At 64.4% G+C, this 15254-nt stretch carries 14 protein-coding genes; 6 read left to right on the top strand and 8 right to left on the bottom strand.

Annotated features, from left to right (window positions below; genetic code table 11):
* Positions 1-113 precede the first annotated feature (113 nt).
* The 7 genes from KTQ37_RS03410 to dusB all read right to left on the bottom strand — a co-directional run bounded on the left by KTQ37_RS03410 (position 114) and on the right by dusB (position 10273).
* Positions 114-1649, bottom strand: coding sequence for a TrkH family potassium uptake protein (locus KTQ37_RS03410; protein ID WP_218629074.1), 1536 nt, complete (start codon positions 1647-1649; stop codon positions 114-116).
* A gap of 8 nt (positions 1650-1657) precedes the next feature.
* Positions 1658-3034 carry a Trk system potassium transporter TrkA gene (gene trkA, locus KTQ37_RS03415; protein ID WP_218629075.1) on the bottom strand — a complete coding sequence of 459 codons (1377 nt, stop codon included), beginning with the start codon at positions 3032-3034 and terminating at the stop codon, positions 1658-1660.
* 75 nt (positions 3035-3109) lie between these two features.
* Positions 3110-4516: a nitrogen assimilation response regulator NtrX gene (ntrX, locus tag KTQ37_RS03420; RefSeq protein ID WP_218629076.1), complete on the bottom strand. Its 1407-nt coding sequence runs from the start codon at positions 4514-4516 to the stop codon at positions 3110-3112.
* A gap of 1 nt (position 4517) precedes the next feature.
* Entirely contained in the window at positions 4518-6791 is a 2274-nt protein-coding gene (locus KTQ37_RS03425) for a sensor histidine kinase NtrY-like (RefSeq protein ID WP_218629077.1), read from the bottom strand.
* A gap of 69 nt (positions 6792-6860) precedes the next feature.
* The gene (locus KTQ37_RS03430) at positions 6861-8231 is read right to left on the bottom strand and encodes a response regulator (protein ID WP_218629078.1); all 1371 of its coding nucleotides are present in this window, start codon (positions 8229-8231) and stop codon (positions 6861-6863) included.
* 3 nt (positions 8232-8234) lie between these two features.
* Complete coding sequence (locus KTQ37_RS03435) at positions 8235-9302, bottom strand: two-component system sensor histidine kinase NtrB (protein WP_218629079.1); 1068 nt, start codon at positions 9300-9302, stop codon at positions 8235-8237.
* Entirely contained in the window at positions 9299-10273 is a 975-nt protein-coding gene (dusB, locus tag KTQ37_RS03440; protein WP_218629080.1) for a tRNA dihydrouridine synthase DusB, read from the bottom strand. Before dusB ends, KTQ37_RS03435 begins: the two co-directional genes overlap by 4 nt.
* A 222-nt stretch (positions 10274-10495) precedes the next feature.
* On the opposite strand from dusB, the gene KTQ37_RS03445 reads away from it, so the two are divergent.
* The 4 genes from KTQ37_RS03445 to KTQ37_RS03460 all read left to right on the top strand — a co-directional run bounded on the left by KTQ37_RS03445 (position 10496) and on the right by KTQ37_RS03460 (position 13933).
* Positions 10496-11635 carry a bifunctional 2-C-methyl-D-erythritol 4-phosphate cytidylyltransferase/2-C-methyl-D-erythritol 2,4-cyclodiphosphate synthase gene (locus KTQ37_RS03445; protein ID WP_218629081.1) on the top strand — a complete coding sequence of 380 codons (1140 nt, stop codon included), beginning with the start codon at positions 10496-10498 and terminating at the stop codon, positions 11633-11635.
* A 1-nt stretch (position 11636) separates the two neighbouring features.
* Positions 11637-12119: a phosphatidylglycerophosphatase A family protein gene (locus KTQ37_RS03450; RefSeq protein WP_218629082.1), complete on the top strand. Its 483-nt coding sequence runs from the start codon at positions 11637-11639 to the stop codon at positions 12117-12119.
* Positions 12119-12595 carry a CinA family protein gene (locus KTQ37_RS03455; RefSeq protein WP_218629083.1) on the top strand — a complete coding sequence of 159 codons (477 nt, stop codon included), beginning with the start codon at positions 12119-12121 and terminating at the stop codon, positions 12593-12595. The genes KTQ37_RS03450 and KTQ37_RS03455 overlap by 1 nt, the downstream gene beginning before the upstream one ends.
* Positions 12596-12754: 159 nt before the next feature.
* Positions 12755-13933, top strand: a complete 1179-nt coding sequence (locus tag KTQ37_RS03460) for an ammonium transporter (RefSeq protein WP_218629084.1) — start codon at positions 12755-12757, stop codon at positions 13931-13933.
* A 50-nt stretch (positions 13934-13983) separates the two neighbouring features.
* On the opposite strand, the gene KTQ37_RS03465 is transcribed toward KTQ37_RS03460, so the two are convergent.
* On the bottom strand, positions 13984-14445 hold the full coding sequence (locus KTQ37_RS03465) for a type II toxin-antitoxin system RatA family toxin (protein ID WP_218629085.1): 462 nt from the start codon (positions 14443-14445) through the stop codon (positions 13984-13986).
* A gap of 84 nt (positions 14446-14529) precedes the next feature.
* On the opposite strand from KTQ37_RS03465, the gene hpt reads away from it, so the two are divergent.
* Both hpt and KTQ37_RS03475 read left to right on the top strand, forming a co-directional pair.
* Complete coding sequence (gene hpt / locus KTQ37_RS03470) at positions 14530-15081, top strand: hypoxanthine phosphoribosyltransferase (protein ID WP_218629086.1); 552 nt, start codon at positions 14530-14532, stop codon at positions 15079-15081.
* The gene (locus KTQ37_RS03475; RefSeq protein ID WP_218629087.1) at positions 15078-15254 is read left to right on the top strand and encodes a hypothetical protein; all 177 of its coding nucleotides are present in this window, start codon (positions 15078-15080) and stop codon (positions 15252-15254) included. The genes hpt and KTQ37_RS03475 overlap by 4 nt, the downstream gene beginning before the upstream one ends.

Here is a 15254-nt window from a genome sequence, read left to right on the forward strand (position 1 = left end):
GCTTAGCACTCCGTTTGCTCAGTATGCGAAAGAAATGGATAGATTCCACCCCTAAAAACAGTCCGTTACGGACCTATCCGCAGCGTTTGCAGTGTAGTGAGGGCTCGTTTGCGCTATCCGCGCCAAAGCTCGGGGTTGAAGAGTGCGATGATGGCGAGGGTTTCAAGCCTGCCCAGCACCATCGCCAAGGCGAGAATCAGGCGTGTGGAATCGCTCAGATCGGCCCAGTAGAGAGGCGTATCGGCCGCCACCCCCGCCAGCGGGCCTGTATTCGACAGTGCTGCGATCGACAGGATCGTGGCGGGCTCAAAGGTCAGCCCGGTCAGCGACACCGCCATCATCACCACCGCGATGGACATGGCGAACAGCATGAAGAAGATCCAGGCGATATAGGCACCCTCGCGCCGCAGTCGCCGCGCAATATCGCCGCCGCCCGCGATAGAGGCCGGATGCACCAGCTTGTCCAACTCACGCTCGCCATGGCGCAGAAGTGCGTAGACCCGCAGCAGGCGCACGCCACCCGCCGTGGTGGCCACGCCGCCGCCGGTAATCACCAGCCCCGCCAGGATCAGGCCGGGCGTCCCTAGGCCCGACCAGGCGCGGGCGTCATCCCACACCGCGCTGTCAAAGCCCGTCGTCGTCAGAAACGACAGCGAGGTGAACAACCCGCCCCAGATCGACTTCAGGATCGGCCCAAGCGTCGCGGCGGGCGTTGCCACATCCAGCGCCGCGATCCAATGGCGCAGGAAAAGCACCGAGGGCACCAGCACCACGAGGCCCGCAGCCAGGCGCAGCTCCGGGTCGTCGCGCAGCCTCTCGGTCGCGCGCAGCTCGCCCCCGCCAGGCCAGAAGCGCCGCGACAGCGCCGGAATGAGGAACACGAAGATCAAAAACTCGCCCACAAGACCCGAGGGCGCGGCCCCTACCCCTCCGATCGGCGAAATCCCCGAGGTCGAGAGTGTGGACATTGCATGGCAGAGCGCCACCAGCGGTTCATCCCCCGCCATCAGAAGCGAGAGCCACAGCATCATTGTCAGGCCCAGATAGGCCGGAAACAGGCGCAGCGTGTAGTAGATGATCCGCTCACCCGCATCCGCGCTGTCATCGTGCGCCGAGGCCGTCGGCATCGGACCGCCGCTCGCCCCGCCGGAAAAGAACACCTCGAACCCGCCAAGCCGCATTGGCGCGAGCACCGCGATCGCCATCACCAGCATGAAGAACCCGCCAAGCCAGCCTACCTCGGCGCGCCACAGGTGGACCGAGGGGGCAAGACGCTCGGGCATGTAAAGCGTGGCGCCGGTGGTGGTCAGGGAAGACACCATCTCCCACCAGGCATTGTACAAACCGGTGTCGGCAACGGATTCGTTGAACGGAACGGCAAGCTGGATCGGCAAGATCGTGAATGCCGCAAGCATCGCCAGAAGATGGCTGCGCCCCTGCGGGCCGCGCGGGTTCGCGCCCGAGGCAAGCCCAAGCAGGCCCGCGAGCACCAGAAAGAGCACGGCCGAGTAGAAGAACGTGCGCGAGGTATGATAGTCGCGCACGATATAGCCATGTACCGCGGGCAACAGCATCGCCAGCGCGCTGATCCCCATCAGAATGATGATCAGCGGCAGATCCTTAAACTGGCGCAGCGCGCGGTCCAGCATGGCCGACCTCAGAAGAAGTCGATGGAGACTTGCAGCAGGCGCTCCACCTCGGGGATATCGGCGGCCAGCGCGAAGAGAACGATGACATCTCCCTCTTCGATCTTGGTGTCGCCCGAGGGCTTGATGACCTTCTCGCCCTTCATGACCGCACCCAGAAGAACCCCCTCGGGGAACTCGATGTCGCGCACCATGCGCCCGGCCAGCGGCGAGGTTCCCATGACCTGCGCCTCGATCACCTCGGCCTCAGCATCGCCGATCGAGTAGATCGCGCGCACCCGGCCCAGACGGATATGCCGCAGGATCGAGGAGACAGTCGTTGCGCGCGGGTTGATGTAGGCGTCGATGTCGAGCGGCGCCATCAGCGGCACCAGCGTTGGGTCGTTCACAAGACTGATCGCCATCTTGCAGCCCGCCTGCTTGGCGCGCACGGCAACCAGGATGTTGGTCTTGTCGTCGTCGGTCACCGCCAGAACCGCGTCGGCGCGCTCGATATTGGCTTCCTCAAGAAGCTCCGCACTCATCCCGTCGCCGTTCAGAACGATGGTGCGTTCCAGCGCATCGGCGGCCTTTTCGGCCTGCACGCGGCTGCGCTCGATCACCTTAGCGCGGATACGGTCGGTGCGGGCCTCAAGCGCGCGTGCAACGCCCATGCCGACGTTGCCGCCGCCGATGATCACAACCCGTTCTTGCTTCTTCGAGCCCTTGCCGAAGATCTCGAGCGTGCGCGAGACATCCTCGTTATGCGAGAAAACATAGATCTGGTCATTGGCAAACAGCTGATCACCCGGTTCGGGCGCGAACAGGCGCCCCTCGCGACGCACCCCGACAACCAGCGCGCGCAGGGTCGAGAACAGCTCGGTCAACTGCCGCAGCGCGGTGTTCAGGACCGGGCAATCTTCATCGAGCACAATCCCGAGCAGTTGGATCCGCCCGCCCATGAAGCTTTCGGTGTCAAAGGTCGTCGGCGCGGCGAGGCGCTGCAGCGCCGCTTCGGCGACCTCGCGCTCGGGGCTGATGATCACGTCAATCGGCAGGTGATCGCGCCGGTAAAGGTCAGAATACTGCGGGGCAAGATAGGCCTGCGCGCGGATGCGGGCGATCTTGCGGGTAATGCCAAAGACCGATTGCGCGACCTGACAGGTGACCATGTTCACCTCGTCGGAATGGGTCGCGGCGATCAGCAGGTCACAGTCGCGGGCGCCCGCGCGTTCGAGCACATCGGGATGCGATGCAAATCCCACAACGCCTTGAACATCAAGCGTATCCGAGGCGCGCCGGACCAGTTCGGGGTTCGAGTCGACGATAGTCACATCGTTGCGCTCGCCCGCCAGATGCCGCGCGATCTGCCAGCCAACCTGACCCGCGCCGCAAATGATAACCTTCATGGCACTTCTCCGCGCTGCCCCGGTTCGTTCTATGCTCCCGGCTCGGGACGGTCAATCGCGCCGCCCCGGCGCGGATCAGAAGTCGTCCTCGGTCCCGTCGAGCGTTGCGACGCGCGCGCCCGCCTTGGTCTGCGTGACCACCCCAAGCGACTTGAGCTTGCGGTGCAGGGCCGAGCGTTCCATGCCGACGAAATTCGCGGTGCGCGAGATATTGCCGCCAAAGCGGTTGATCTGGGTCAGCAGGTATTCGCGCTCGAACAGCTCGCGCGCCTCGCGCAGCGGCAGTGTCGCCAGCTGGCCGCCAAGGACAATGCGCCCCTCCTCGGCCGGGGCACTATCGCCCGGCAGTTCGCGCGCCTCGATCGGGCCGGTCCCCTCGCCCAGGATCAGAACGCGCTCGATCACATTGCGCAGTTGGCGGATGTTGCCCGGCCATTCCATCGTCTGCATCATCGCCATCGCATCTTCCGACAACTCGCGCAGCGGCAGACCCTGGGTGCGGTTGAACGCCTCGATGAAATGCTCGGACAGAAGCGGCACATCCTCGCGCCTCTCGGCCAGCGAAGGCACCGGGATCGGCACGACGTTCAGCCGATCATAAAGCTCCTGCCGGAAGCGCCCGGCGGCAATCTCGGCGCCAAGGTCGCGGGTGGTCGAACTGACGACGCGCAGATCGACGCGCACCTTGTCCGAGCCGCCGACGCGCAGGAACTGCTGATCGGTCAGCACGCGCAGGATCTTGGACTGAGTTCCCAGGGGCATCTCGGCCACTTCGTCGAAATAGATCACGCCGCCATGGGCCTGTTCGAGCAGCCCCTTTTCGATCCCGCGCTCTGAAGTTTCGCGGCCAAACAGCACCTCTTCCATCCGTTCGGGCGCGATCGAGGCGGAATTGACCGTCACGAAGGGCGCCGCGGCGCGGTTCGAATGCTGGTGGATATAGCGCGCGGCGGTTTCCTTGCCCGATCCCGGCTCGCCTGTCAGCATGATCCGCCCGTTCGACTTGGTGACCTTGTCGAGTTGATCCTTGAGCTTGCGAAACGCCACCGAGTTCCCGAGCATCTCGCCCGAGTGCAGATCGCGCCGGCGCAGGCTGGAGTTTTCGCGCCGCAGGCGCGAGGTCTCCATCGCGCGCGAGATCACCACCATCAACTGGTCGATATTGAAGGGCTTCTCGATGAAGTCATAGGCGCCCTGCTTGATCGCGGCGACGGCGATCTCGATATTGCCATGCCCCGAGATGATGATGATCGGGATATCGGGATTATCACGCTTGACCGTCTTGAGAATGTCGATCCCGTCCATCCGGCTGTCCTTCAGCCAGATGTCGAGGATCATCAGCGCGGGGGCCTCGGAATTGATCGCCTCCATGCAGTCGTCGGAATTCGCCGCCATGCGAGTGGCGAAGCCTTCGTCTTTCAGGATGTCCGCGATCAATTCGCGAATGTCTTTTTCGTCATCAACAATCAGAATGTCAGTCATCTCAATTCACCGGGGGCTCGATTCCCCGCTCCTTGATGGATCTATTGGCCGCACGGGCGCGCGGCAGTCTTATTTCGGCAAGTGCGCCGGGATGAGCACCCTCTGAAAACGCGGGCGCATCGGTCAGGACAAGCGTCCCGCCGTGTTCTTCAATGATCTTCTTCACGATGGAAAGCCCCAACCCGGTGCCTTTCGCCCGCGTCGTTACGTAGGGCTCGAACAGGCGCGTCCGCTCGGGCGGCAGGCCAATGCCGTTATCGGCGATGCGGATGGTGACCTGCGCGGGCGTGGCCTCCATGCTCACGCGTACCTCCGGATCATAACCCTCTGGCGCACCTTTTTCATACAGGCTTTCGATGGCTTCACCCGCATTCTTGATCAGGTTGGTTACGGCCTGCGAGATCATCGTGGCGTCGAGCTCCACAATCACCGGCTCTTGCGGCAGGTCGGCCACCAGCCGCGCGCCGTACAACGCCCCGTCTTGCAGCAGCACCGCGTCACGCATCAGATGCGCCAGATCATGGTCGCGCCGGTCGGGTTCGGGCATCCGCGCGAAGCGCGAGAATTCATCAACAATGCGCCGCAAGTCATTGGTTTGGCGAATGATAACGCCGGTCAACTGATCAAGAGCCTCTGCATCCTCTCCCTCGGTCAGGCGTCCGAATTTACGCTTGATGCGCTCGGCCGACAGTTGGATCGGCGTCAGCGGGTTCTTGATCTCGTGCGCGATGCGCCGCGCGACATCCCCCCAGGCAGCCATGCGCTGCGCCGAGACCAGCTCGGTCACATCATCAAACGCCACCACGTAGCCTTCGGGCGCGCCATCGTCGCCGCGCCGAACCGCGACACGAACCAACAGGCTTTCAAGCCGGCCACCGCGAGAGACCCGTACCTCCTCCTGCACAACCTCTTGAATTCCTTCGCGCAAGCGGTTGAAAAGATGCGAGAACTCTGGAACGGCTTCGGTCAGCGTTCGGTCATGATCCTCGGATTGCGACATCTCCAGCAGGCGCAGAGCCGAGCGGTTGATGAAATCCACCCGTCCTTCGGCATCGAGTCCGATGACCCCGGAGGTAACCGAAGACAGAACCGAGTCGAACAGGCGACGGCTTTCCTCGGTCGCACGGTGGTTCTCGACCAGTGCCGTGCGCTGCCCCTTGAGCTGCCGGGTCATGCGGTTGAAAGCAGAGCCGAGCGTCGCGATCTCATCGTCGCCCTCTGCCTCGATCACCTGCGCGTCCAGATCACCCGCGCCGACACGTTCGGCCGCCGCCGCAAGGCGCCCGATCGGGCGCGAGAGGCGCTCGGCGAACCACAACCCCAACCAGACCGCGGCGAGGATCAGGATCAGAGCGAAGCCGATATAGACAAGGCCGAACTCGAACAGCACCCGCCCGCGCGTGGCCTCTAGCTGTTGGTAAAGCCGCACCGTTTCGCGCGTGTTGTCGAGTAGCGAGAGGATATCGCCATCCACCGTGCGCGACACGTATAGGTAGCGGTCGACGAAGGCGCTCAGCTGGATCAGCGCGCGAAACTCGCTGTTGTCCCAGTCTTCGATCAGCACGACGGCGTTCTTTTGCGACTCGACAAGACGTTCCGGTGCGGGTTCCTCGTAGTCGAACAGGTAGCTGCGCTCGCCGCGCGCGACAATCTCGCCCGCGCCATCGATGATATAGGCTTCCTTCAGGCCGCGCTGGATCGCGCTTTGGCCTGCTACGAGAAACTCGCGCAGATCGCCGTCCGACATGAAGGTTGCGGCCTGTCGGCGCTGGTTGAGGAAGATGGCCAGCGCTTCGGCGTCCTGCACCAGATCACCGCGGTGCTCCTCCTGATAGGCCTCAGCGGCCGTTAGCGAGGTGCCGACCACCTCGCGCACCCGGTCGGAGAACCAGCCCTCAAGGCCGATATTCACCGTCAGGCCCGCAAACAGTGCAACCAGCACGGTCGGGACCAGTGCGATCCCGGCGAACACCCCCGTCAAGCGCAGCGTCAGCCGCGAGCCGGAGGCCCGCGCCCGCCGCGCCGCCAGCATCTGCACCAATCGCATCACGATCAGCCCGGCCAGCAGCAGGAAGTAGATGAAGTCCGCCAGAAGGATCAGCCGCAGTGCGGTCGAATCCGCGCCCTGCCCCATCGGGCCCATGACGAAGAAGGTCGCCAGCGCCAACACCGGCCCGAGCACGACCAACCCAAGCGTCACCGCGTTCTGAAAACGCCGTTGACGCCTGAGGCGCACAAGTTGATCCCATGCGGTACGATGCGCGACGGTTCGCAAGACTTCCCCCGGTCCATGGATTTGCGTCGAATCCGGCAGGCGGAATTGCCACAAATCCCTGTTGCAGGTTTACATCAGCTTGCGGCGGCGTGTCACCTGAATATCCAGATCCGTGATCTTCTTGCGCAAAGTATTGCGGTTGATGCCGAGAAGATCGGCACATCTGGCCTGATTTCCACCCGTCGCATCCAGCGCGATTTCGATCAGAGGGGCCTCCATTTCCCGCAAGATCCGGTCATAAAGCCCCGGCGCCGGAAGGTTGCCGCCATGCAGATCGAAGTAGCGCCGCAAGTGCCGCGCGATAGAGGCCGAGAGTTTCTCCCCCTCGCCGATCTGGCGCAGAGGCTCGATCGCGGGCTGGTTGCCCAGCACGAACTCGACCTCGGAGCGGGTGATCTCTTCTTCGGACGAGGTCACCACCAGTCGGCGAATGGTGTTTTCCAGCTGACGCACGTTGCCCGGCCAGGCATAGGCGCGCACGAGCGCCATCGCCTCGGACGAAAAGCGCCGCACGCCAAGCCCGTCGCGTTCGGCACGGGCAAGGAAATGCTCTGCCAGCAGCGGGATATCCTCGACCCGCTCGCGCAGGCTGGGAACCGCAAGTGTTACACCGCCGATGCGATAGAACAGGTCTTGCCGGAACTTGCCGGCCTCCATCAGCGCGCCCAGATCGACCTGTGTCGTCGCCATGATGCGCGGTGCCGAGTCAGGAAGTGCATCGAGCATGCGCACGATGCGGCCCTGCGTCTCTTCGTCGTAATCGCCGACCTCATCGAACACGAGGCTGCCGCCCTTGGCTTTCGCCAGCAGCGTCGAGGGGCCATCGGCGCCCTGAAGATCGGCCGCTTGCGCAACCACGAAGGGCAGCGTGCGCCTGTCGGAAAAGTCATGGATGGCGCGGGCGATCAGCGATTTACCCGTGCCGCTTTCGCCAAGGATCAGAACCGGCAGATCGGCATTCATCACCCGCGCGACAAGGCGATAAAGCGCCTGCATCCCGGCGGTGCGACCCACCAGCGGCAGATCTCCGCCTTCGGCGCGCGGCTCGGCGGTCTTGCTCACGACCTGCGCCTTACGCTTCTGGTCCAGCGCACGGGCTGCGCGTTTCATCAGATCGGGCAGATCGAAGGGCTTGGGCAGATAGTCATAGGCGTCAGCCTCGGCCGCCTGGATCGCCGTCATAATCGTGTTCTGCGCCGAGATCACGATCACCGGCAGGCCCGGACGTTCCTGTGCAATGCGCGGCAGGGCCTCCAGCCCGTTTCCGTCAGGCATCATGACATCCGAGATGACCAGATCGCCCTTCCCCTCCTCGACCCAACGCATCAGCGTGACAAGCGAGGCGGTGGCATGAACCTTGCAGCCTGCGCGGGTCAGGGCCTGCGTAAGCACGGTGCGGATCGTGCGGTCGTCATCAGCAACAAGAACGGTGCCGTCCATCGGTCAGGTCTCCTTCGGCGCGACAGGCAGTGAAACGCGGAACACGGTGCGACCGGGCACGGAATCCAGGCTGATCCAGCCGTCGTGCTCGGAAATGATCTTTGAAACAAGCGCGAGTCCAAGCCCCGTGCCGTTTTCACGACCCGATACGAAGGGCTCGAAGATCGAGTTCGCGATATCGGGCGGAATGCCGGGGCCGTCGTCCATGATCTCGACCTGCAACGGCACCGACTGACCGCCCCCATCGGCGCGGCGCAGACGCAAGGAATAGTCGTAGAAGGTGTGAATGCGTATCGTCCCGGCACCTTTGGAGGCCTCGGCCGCGTTCTTGAGCAGGTTCAGGAAGACCTGCGTCAGCTGGTCGGCATCGCCAAGCGTTGAGGGCAGCGAGGGGTCGTAATCCTCGGTGATCGTCATATGCGCACCAAAGCCCACGGCAGCCGACTTGCGCGCACGGTCGAGGATATCGTGGATATTGACCGACTTCTTCTCCGGCGGGCGGACGTTGCCGAATTGCTCGACCTGCTCAAGCAGCTTCACGATCCGCCGCGTCTCGTCCACGATCAGGTCGGTCAGTTCGAGGTCTTCGCCAGACAGGCCCATGCTAAGCAGCTGTGCCGCGCCCGCGATACCGGCAAGCGGGTTCTTGATCTCATGCGCCAGCATCTCGGCCATGCCGATGGCCGAGCGCGCCGCCGATTTCACCATGCTCGCCCGGCCCAAGCGGTCGGCGATCTCGCGCGGGGTGATCAGCATCAGGATCGAGTTCGGGTCTTCCCCGATAGGCGCGACCTGAAGGTTGCACTGCACCGGGGCCTTCTCGCCCGTGGTCACGTCCACATCGTTGACGAAAAGCGAGGCGCGGTTGTTGCGCACCCGTGCAAAGATCTCCTCGAGCGGAGCGGCAATCGCGAGGCGTTCCAGAACAGACTGGCCGCGCAGCGACCGCGCCGAGAGGTTCAGGAAGAGCTCGGCCGCCGGGTTCACCTCGGCCACGCGATCGGTCTCGTCGATCAGCAGCGCCGGAATGGGCAGCGAGTTCCAGATGATACCGGGAGGAGGCAGGTTCATGCCGCGTACCTTTCGCCGAAAGCCAAGCGGATCAGCGCAAGCGTCGCCTCGGGGCTTTGCGACACCATCATCTCGGCGCGCAGCGGCGCCTCGGCCTGATCGGCGTACCAGCCCAGATGCTTGCGCGCGAGGCGCAGCCCGATATCTCGGCCGTAAAAGGCCAATATGGCCTCGTAATGCTCGGAAATGAGATCGACGAGATCACTGCCCATCGGGATCGTCGGTGCCGCCGTGCCGTGAATATCATGCGCAATCTGCGCCAGCCGCCACGGCGCCCCCTGCGCACCGCGCCCGACCATGACGCCCGCAGCGCCGCTTTGCGCAAGGGCCATGCGCGCGCTGGCGGTATCGACGATATCGCCATTGGCGATCACCGGCACCTTCACCGCCTCGACCACCTCGCTGATCGCGCGCCAGTCGGCCTCGCCACGGTAAAACTGCATCCGGGTGCGGCCATGGATGACGATCATCCGCACGCCCGCGTTTTCTGCGCGTCGCGCAATGTCGGCAGCGTTGCGGGTCTCGTCATCCCAGCCAAGCCGCATCTTGAGCGTGACCGGCACCTCGACCGCCCCGGCGACCGCGTCAATCAAGCGCAGCGCGTGATCGGGGTCGCGCATCAGGGCCGCGCCCGAGGCCCCACCCGTCACTTTCTTCGCCGGGCAGCCCATGTTGATGTCGATGATTCTCGCGCCCATGTCGGCCACGATGCGCGCAGCCTCTGCCATCGGCTCGGCCTCGCGCCCCGCAAGTTGCACCGAACAGGGCAAGTCCAGCCCCAACTCGCTACGCGCCTTGGCCCGGACCGAGGGCTTGGCCGTCAGCATCTCGCCCGAGGCGACCATCTCGGAGACGACAAGCCCCGCGCCGAAACGCGCCACCATGCGGCGAAACGGCAAATCGGTGATACCCGCCATCGGCGCCAGCAGAACCGGCGGATCGAGGCGGCATTGATCAATGGCGATGCTCACAAGCGCTTCCTGTCGTCTGGAATAGCTTCGAACTATAGGCTCCGCCGGGGAATCACAATTCTGACCGAGCCCAAAAGGCGTCAAAAATACGCACACGCTTAATTATTGTGCAAAACCCCCTCTGTTTTTGTCACAAAGCTGCCATGCAAGGCGCGGATTGCACCAGGCGCGCGCATGACCTAAGCCTGAGGCAGAAATTCCGGACCGCACCGAGGAGGCACGATGTCGGTTGCAGTGATCATCGTGGCGGCGGGCCGCGGCACCCGCGCCGGGGGCGACGAGCCCAAACAATGGCGCGACCTGCGCGGCCGCCCCGTCCTGTCGCATACCGTCGCGGCCTTTGCGGGCGTCGGGCGTATCCTCGTGGTGCTGCATCCCGATGACATGGCGCGCGGCGTTGCGCTCTTTGGGGGCGGTGTCACTCTGGTTGCGGGTGGCGCCAGCCGGGCCGAAAGCGTGCGCAATGCGCTTGAGGCGCTTAATGGCAGCGGGATAAGCAAGGTTCTGATCCACGACGGCGCACGCCCCCTGATCTCCGCCGAGGTTATCGACCGTGTGCTTGTCGCACTGGATGCTGGCCCCGCCGCCGCCCCCGCGCTGCCGGTCTCGGACGCGCTCTGGCGTGGGGTTGACGGCGAAGTCGCGGGCACCCAATCGCGTGAAGGGCTGTGGCGCGCGCAAACCCCGCAGGGCTTCCGCTTTGGCGATATTCTGGCCGCGCACCGCGCCTATGGCGGCGATGCCGCCGATGATGTCGAGGTCGCGCGCGCGGCGGGCCTGCCGGTGCAGATCGTTGCGGGCTCGGACGACAATCTCAAGATCACCTACCCCGAAGATTTCACCCGCGCTGCGGCGGTTCTTCGGTCACGAAAGGAGCGCGCCATGGATGTCCGTCTGGGCAATGGCTACGATGTCCACGCCTTTTGCGAGGGCGACCATGTTATTCTCTGCGGGGTCAAGGTACCCCATTCCAAGGGCCTGCTGGGCCATTCCGACGCCGACGTCGGGATGCACGCGCTGACCGACGCGATTTACGGCGCGCTGGCCGAGGGCGATATCGGGCGACACTTCCCGCCCTCGGACCCGCAATGGAAAGGAGCGGCCTCGTGGATCTTCCTTGATCACGCGGTGAAGCTCGCGGCCTCCAAGGGCTACCGGATTTCGAACGCCGACGTTACGCTCATCTGCGAGCGGCCCAAGATCGGCCCGCATGCGCTGGCCATGGCGGCTGAACTTGCACGGATCATGGGCCTGCCACCCGATCGGATCTCCGTCAAGGCCACCACCTCCGAGCGGCTCGGGTTCACCGGCCGCGAAGAAGGCATCGCCGCCATCGCCACCGCGACCCTGATCGGAGACTGAGATGCTGCGCCTCATCAACACCTTCTTCTACACCGGGCTGCTGCGCCCTGCGCCGGGCACCTGGGGGTCGCTGGCGGCGCTGGCCGTGGGCTGGGGGATCGAGCGATACCTAGGCTTCATCCCGCTGGTGGTCGCGACCATCGCGGTGACGGCGCTTGGATTCTATACCGTGGGCGAAGAGCTGCGCGACCGGCCCGGCGAGGACCCCTCGGAAATCGTGATCGACGAGGTCGCAGGCCAGTGGCTTGCCCTGCTCTTCCCGGCGGCGGGGTTCTGGATGCGCGACATGCCAATGGTCTGGCCCGGCGCCGTGGCGGCCTTTGTGCTGTTTCGCCTGTTCGACATCACCAAGCCCTGGCTGGTCGGGCGAGCTGACCGGCGTGGCGATGCGGCGGGCGTGATGCTTGACGACCTCTGGGCGGGCCTCTTCGCGGGCCTCGTGACGCTGGTGCTTGCGGGACTCTATCACGGGGTGATGCTGTGATGAGTCCCGAGGAGATCCTTGCCGCGGCGCGCGCCAAGGGCCTGCGCATCGCCACCGCCGAAAGCTGCACCGGAGGCATGGTGGCCGCGGCACTGACCGACATTCCCGGCTCTTCCGACGTGTTCGAGCGCGGCTTTGTCACCTATTCGAACCTCGCCAAGCAAGAGATGCTGGGCGTGACCGAGACCAGCCTGTGTGCCCATGGCGCCGTCTCCGAGGAGGTCGCGCGTGAGATGGCCGAGGGCGTGCTTGCCCATTCGCAAGCCGATCTGGGTGTGTCGATCACCGGCATTGCCGGCCCCGGCGGGTCCGAGTTCAAACCCGAGGGCCGGGTTTGCTTTGGGCTTGCGCAGCGCGGCCTTCAAACACGCGTCGAGACGATCGAGTTCGGCGCGATCGGCCGTGCGAATGTGCGTCTTGGCGCAAGAAATCACGCGCTTGGACTGCTTGCCGCTGCGCTGACGCAGGGTTCGTGAACTGCCTATCGTTTGCCACCAGGCCGCCCAAAGCGCCTAATCCTTGGGCGTTCTGGTGATCGCATCAATTTTGAGCGCCTCGCGACGGGCATTGCCTCTTTTCTGACCCCAGCCGCCATGCTCCAGCCCGTTCAGGGACGAACGAAGGAGGATTCGCGGATGAATGGGGCTGATACCGCCTGGATCATGGTTGCGACGGCGCTGGTGCTGCTGATGACGCTGCCGGGGCTGGCGCTGTTCTATGGGGGGCTGGTGCGCGCGCGCAACGTGCTCTCGATCTTCATGCAGTGCTTCGGGCTGGCCGCGCTGATGAGTGTGCTGTGGCTGCTTGGCGGCTACTCCATCGCGTTTGGCGAGGCGAATGCCTGGTGGGGCGGGCTTGCGCGCTTCGGGATGCTGGGTGTCGGTCCGGACACACTCAAGGGCACCCTGCCCGAGATCCTGTTCTTCGCCTTCCAGATGACCTTCGCGATCATCACCCCCGCGCTCATCATCGGCGCCTTTGTCGAGCGTGTGAACTTCGCCTTCGTCATGCTGTTCTCGGCCCTGTGGATGTTCCTTGTCTATGCGCCGGTGACCCACTGGATCTGGGGTGGCGGCATCATGTCGGATGGCGGCATCTGGGGTGAGGTCGGCACGCGCGACTTCGCAGGCGGCATCGTCGTGCACGAGACCGCCGCTCTGGCCGCGCTGCTGCTGGCCATCATGATCGGCCCGCGCCGTCACCGCACCACCCCGCCGCATAACCCCGGCATGGTCTCCATGGGCGCGGGGCTGCTCTGGGTCGGCTGGTTCGGCTTCAACGGCGGCTCGCAGCTTGCCGCCGATGGCGGTGCAGCGATGGCGATCACCGTGACGCATATCTCGGCGGCGGCGGCTTCGCTCAGTTGGGCCGCGTGGGAGCGCATCAAGTTCGGCCGCTCGTCGCTGGTGGGTATCGTGACCGGCACCATCGCGGGCCTTGCCTCGATCACGCCGGCCTCGGGCTTCGTTGGCCCGCTGGAGGCGCTGGTTATCGGCACCGTCGCGGGCATCCTGTGTCAGGAAGCCGTCGTCCTGATCCGCGAGCGCATCCGCATCGACGATACGCTTGACGTCTTCGCCGTGCATGGCGTGGGCGGCATCTTCGGCACCATCATGGTCGCCGTGTTCGGCCATGGCAGCTATGTTGCGCAACTGGGCGCGCTGGTGATGGTTGGCGTCTATACGCTGGCGCTGACCTGGGTCATTGCCAAGGGCGTCGCGCTGATCTTCCCGATGCGCGTGGACAAGGAAGCCGAGACAAACGGCCTCGACCTTTCGACCCATGGCGAGCGCGCCTACGATATGAACTCGTGAACAGAAACGAAGAAGGCTGCCCACTGGGCGGCCTTTTTCTGGCGCGGGGATCAGGCGCCCTTGCCATACAGCGATATGGCGCGCTCTTCGAAGGCCCGCACGATGCGGCGCATCGCCTCGTCGAAGACCACGCCGATGACCTTTTGCAAGATCGCGTTGCGGAATTCGAAATCCACGAAAAACTCGACATTGCAGCCGCCCTCGGGGCGGTCGGCAAATTGCCACCAGCTCTTGAGATACTTAAACGGCCCGTCGAGATACTCGACCTCGACGCGGTTTTCCTCGGGGTGCAGCGTCGCGCGCGAGCCGAAGCGTTCGCGGAACACCTTGAACGAGATCACCAGGTCGGCCTCGATCACCTCCGACCCCGGCTCGGGCCCCGGCTTGCGCGAGCGCACGCGCGCCGCCGAGTTCCACGGCAGGAACTCCGGGTAGCGAGCCACATCCGAAACCAGATCATACATCTGGCGCGCCGAATAAGGCATGACGCGCTTTTCGGAATGTGTCGGCATGACGCTCCTTCCCAAGGTTCCCTTTCGCCCCTTGTTGCGATAAAGCGGGCAAGTGTTCAAGGCCCCGATCCGAGGAGTTATCGGATGTCGCAACGCCCCTATGTGATTGATCAGATGATCTCCGCCAAGCGTATCGCCGCGCGCGTCGAGGCGCTGGCCGAGGAAATCACGCAAAGCTTCAAGGGAACCGACCGTCTTGTTGTTGTGGGCCTGCTGCGCGGCTCCTTCGTGTTCATCGCCGACCTCATCCGCGAGATCGACCTGCCCTGCGAGGTCGATTTCCTCGAAGCCTCAAGCTATGGCAACGAGACGACCTCATCGCGCGAGGTGCGCATCCTGAAAGACCTGCGCGGCAATATCGGCGGGCGCGATGTGCTGGTGGTCGAGGATATCGTCGATACCGGCCACACGATCTCGAAGGTGATGGAACTGCTGCGCGACCGCGGCCCGCGCCGGATCGAGTGCTGCGCCATGCTCGACAAGCCCTCGCGGCGCGAGGTCGAGGTGCGCGCCACCTGGACCGGCTTTGAAATCCCCGATGAGTTCGTCGTGGGCTACGGCCTTGATTTCGCGCAGGGCCACCGCAATCTGCCCTTCATCGGCAAGGTCACCTTTACCGAAGAAACCAAGGCATGAACCTGATCTGGTTGGTGCGGATGTCGAACTGGGTTCGGCATCCGCCCTCCAAGCGCAGGCTCCGGATCGTTCTTGCGGTCGCGCTGATCGTGATCGCGATCGTCGGGCTGGAATGGGCCGGGCTCTGGCCTGACTGGGCACAGATGGAGCGCCCGTCCCGCCGCCTGCCCTGA

This window comes from Sedimentimonas flavescens (assembly GCF_019264375.1).
Taxonomy (GTDB): Bacteria; Pseudomonadota; Alphaproteobacteria; order Rhodobacterales; family Rhodobacteraceae; genus Rhodobacter; species Rhodobacter flavescens.

What these genes read in the sequence shown, in the direction of transcription:
- KTQ37_RS03460 (WP_218629084.1), top strand. Translation starts at nt 12,755, where the DNA reads ATGAATGGGGCTGATACCGCCTGGATCATGGTTGCGACGGCGCTGGTG.
- KTQ37_RS03445 (WP_218629081.1), top strand. Translation starts at nt 10,496, where the DNA reads ATGTCGGTTGCAGTGATCATCGTGGCGGCGGGCCGCGGCACCCGCGCC.
- KTQ37_RS03475 (WP_218629087.1), top strand. Translation starts at nt 15,078, where the DNA reads ATGAACCTGATCTGGTTGGTGCGGATGTCGAACTGGGTTCGGCATCCG.
- trkA (WP_218629075.1), bottom strand. Translation starts at nt 3,034, where the DNA reads ATGAAGGTTATCATTTGCGGCGCGGGTCAGGTTGGCTGGCAGATCGCG.
- KTQ37_RS03465 (WP_218629085.1), bottom strand. Translation starts at nt 14,445, where the DNA reads ATGCCGACACATTCCGAAAAGCGCGTCATGCCTTATTCGGCGCGCCAG.
- KTQ37_RS03435 (WP_218629079.1), bottom strand. Translation starts at nt 9,302, where the DNA reads ATGAACCTGCCTCCTCCCGGTATCATCTGGAACTCGCTGCCCATTCCG.
- KTQ37_RS03410 (WP_218629074.1), bottom strand. Translation starts at nt 1,649, where the DNA reads ATGCTGGACCGCGCGCTGCGCCAGTTTAAGGATCTGCCGCTGATCATC.
- hpt (WP_218629086.1), top strand. Translation starts at nt 14,530, where the DNA reads ATGTCGCAACGCCCCTATGTGATTGATCAGATGATCTCCGCCAAGCGT.
- KTQ37_RS03450 (WP_218629082.1), top strand. Translation starts at nt 11,637, where the DNA reads ATGCTGCGCCTCATCAACACCTTCTTCTACACCGGGCTGCTGCGCCCT.
- ntrX (WP_218629076.1), bottom strand. Translation starts at nt 4,516, where the DNA reads ATGACTGACATTCTGATTGTTGATGACGAAAAAGACATTCGCGAATTG.
- KTQ37_RS03455 (WP_218629083.1), top strand. Translation starts at nt 12,119, where the DNA reads ATGAGTCCCGAGGAGATCCTTGCCGCGGCGCGCGCCAAGGGCCTGCGC.
- KTQ37_RS03430 (WP_218629078.1), bottom strand. Translation starts at nt 8,231, where the DNA reads ATGGACGGCACCGTTCTTGTTGCTGATGACGACCGCACGATCCGCACC.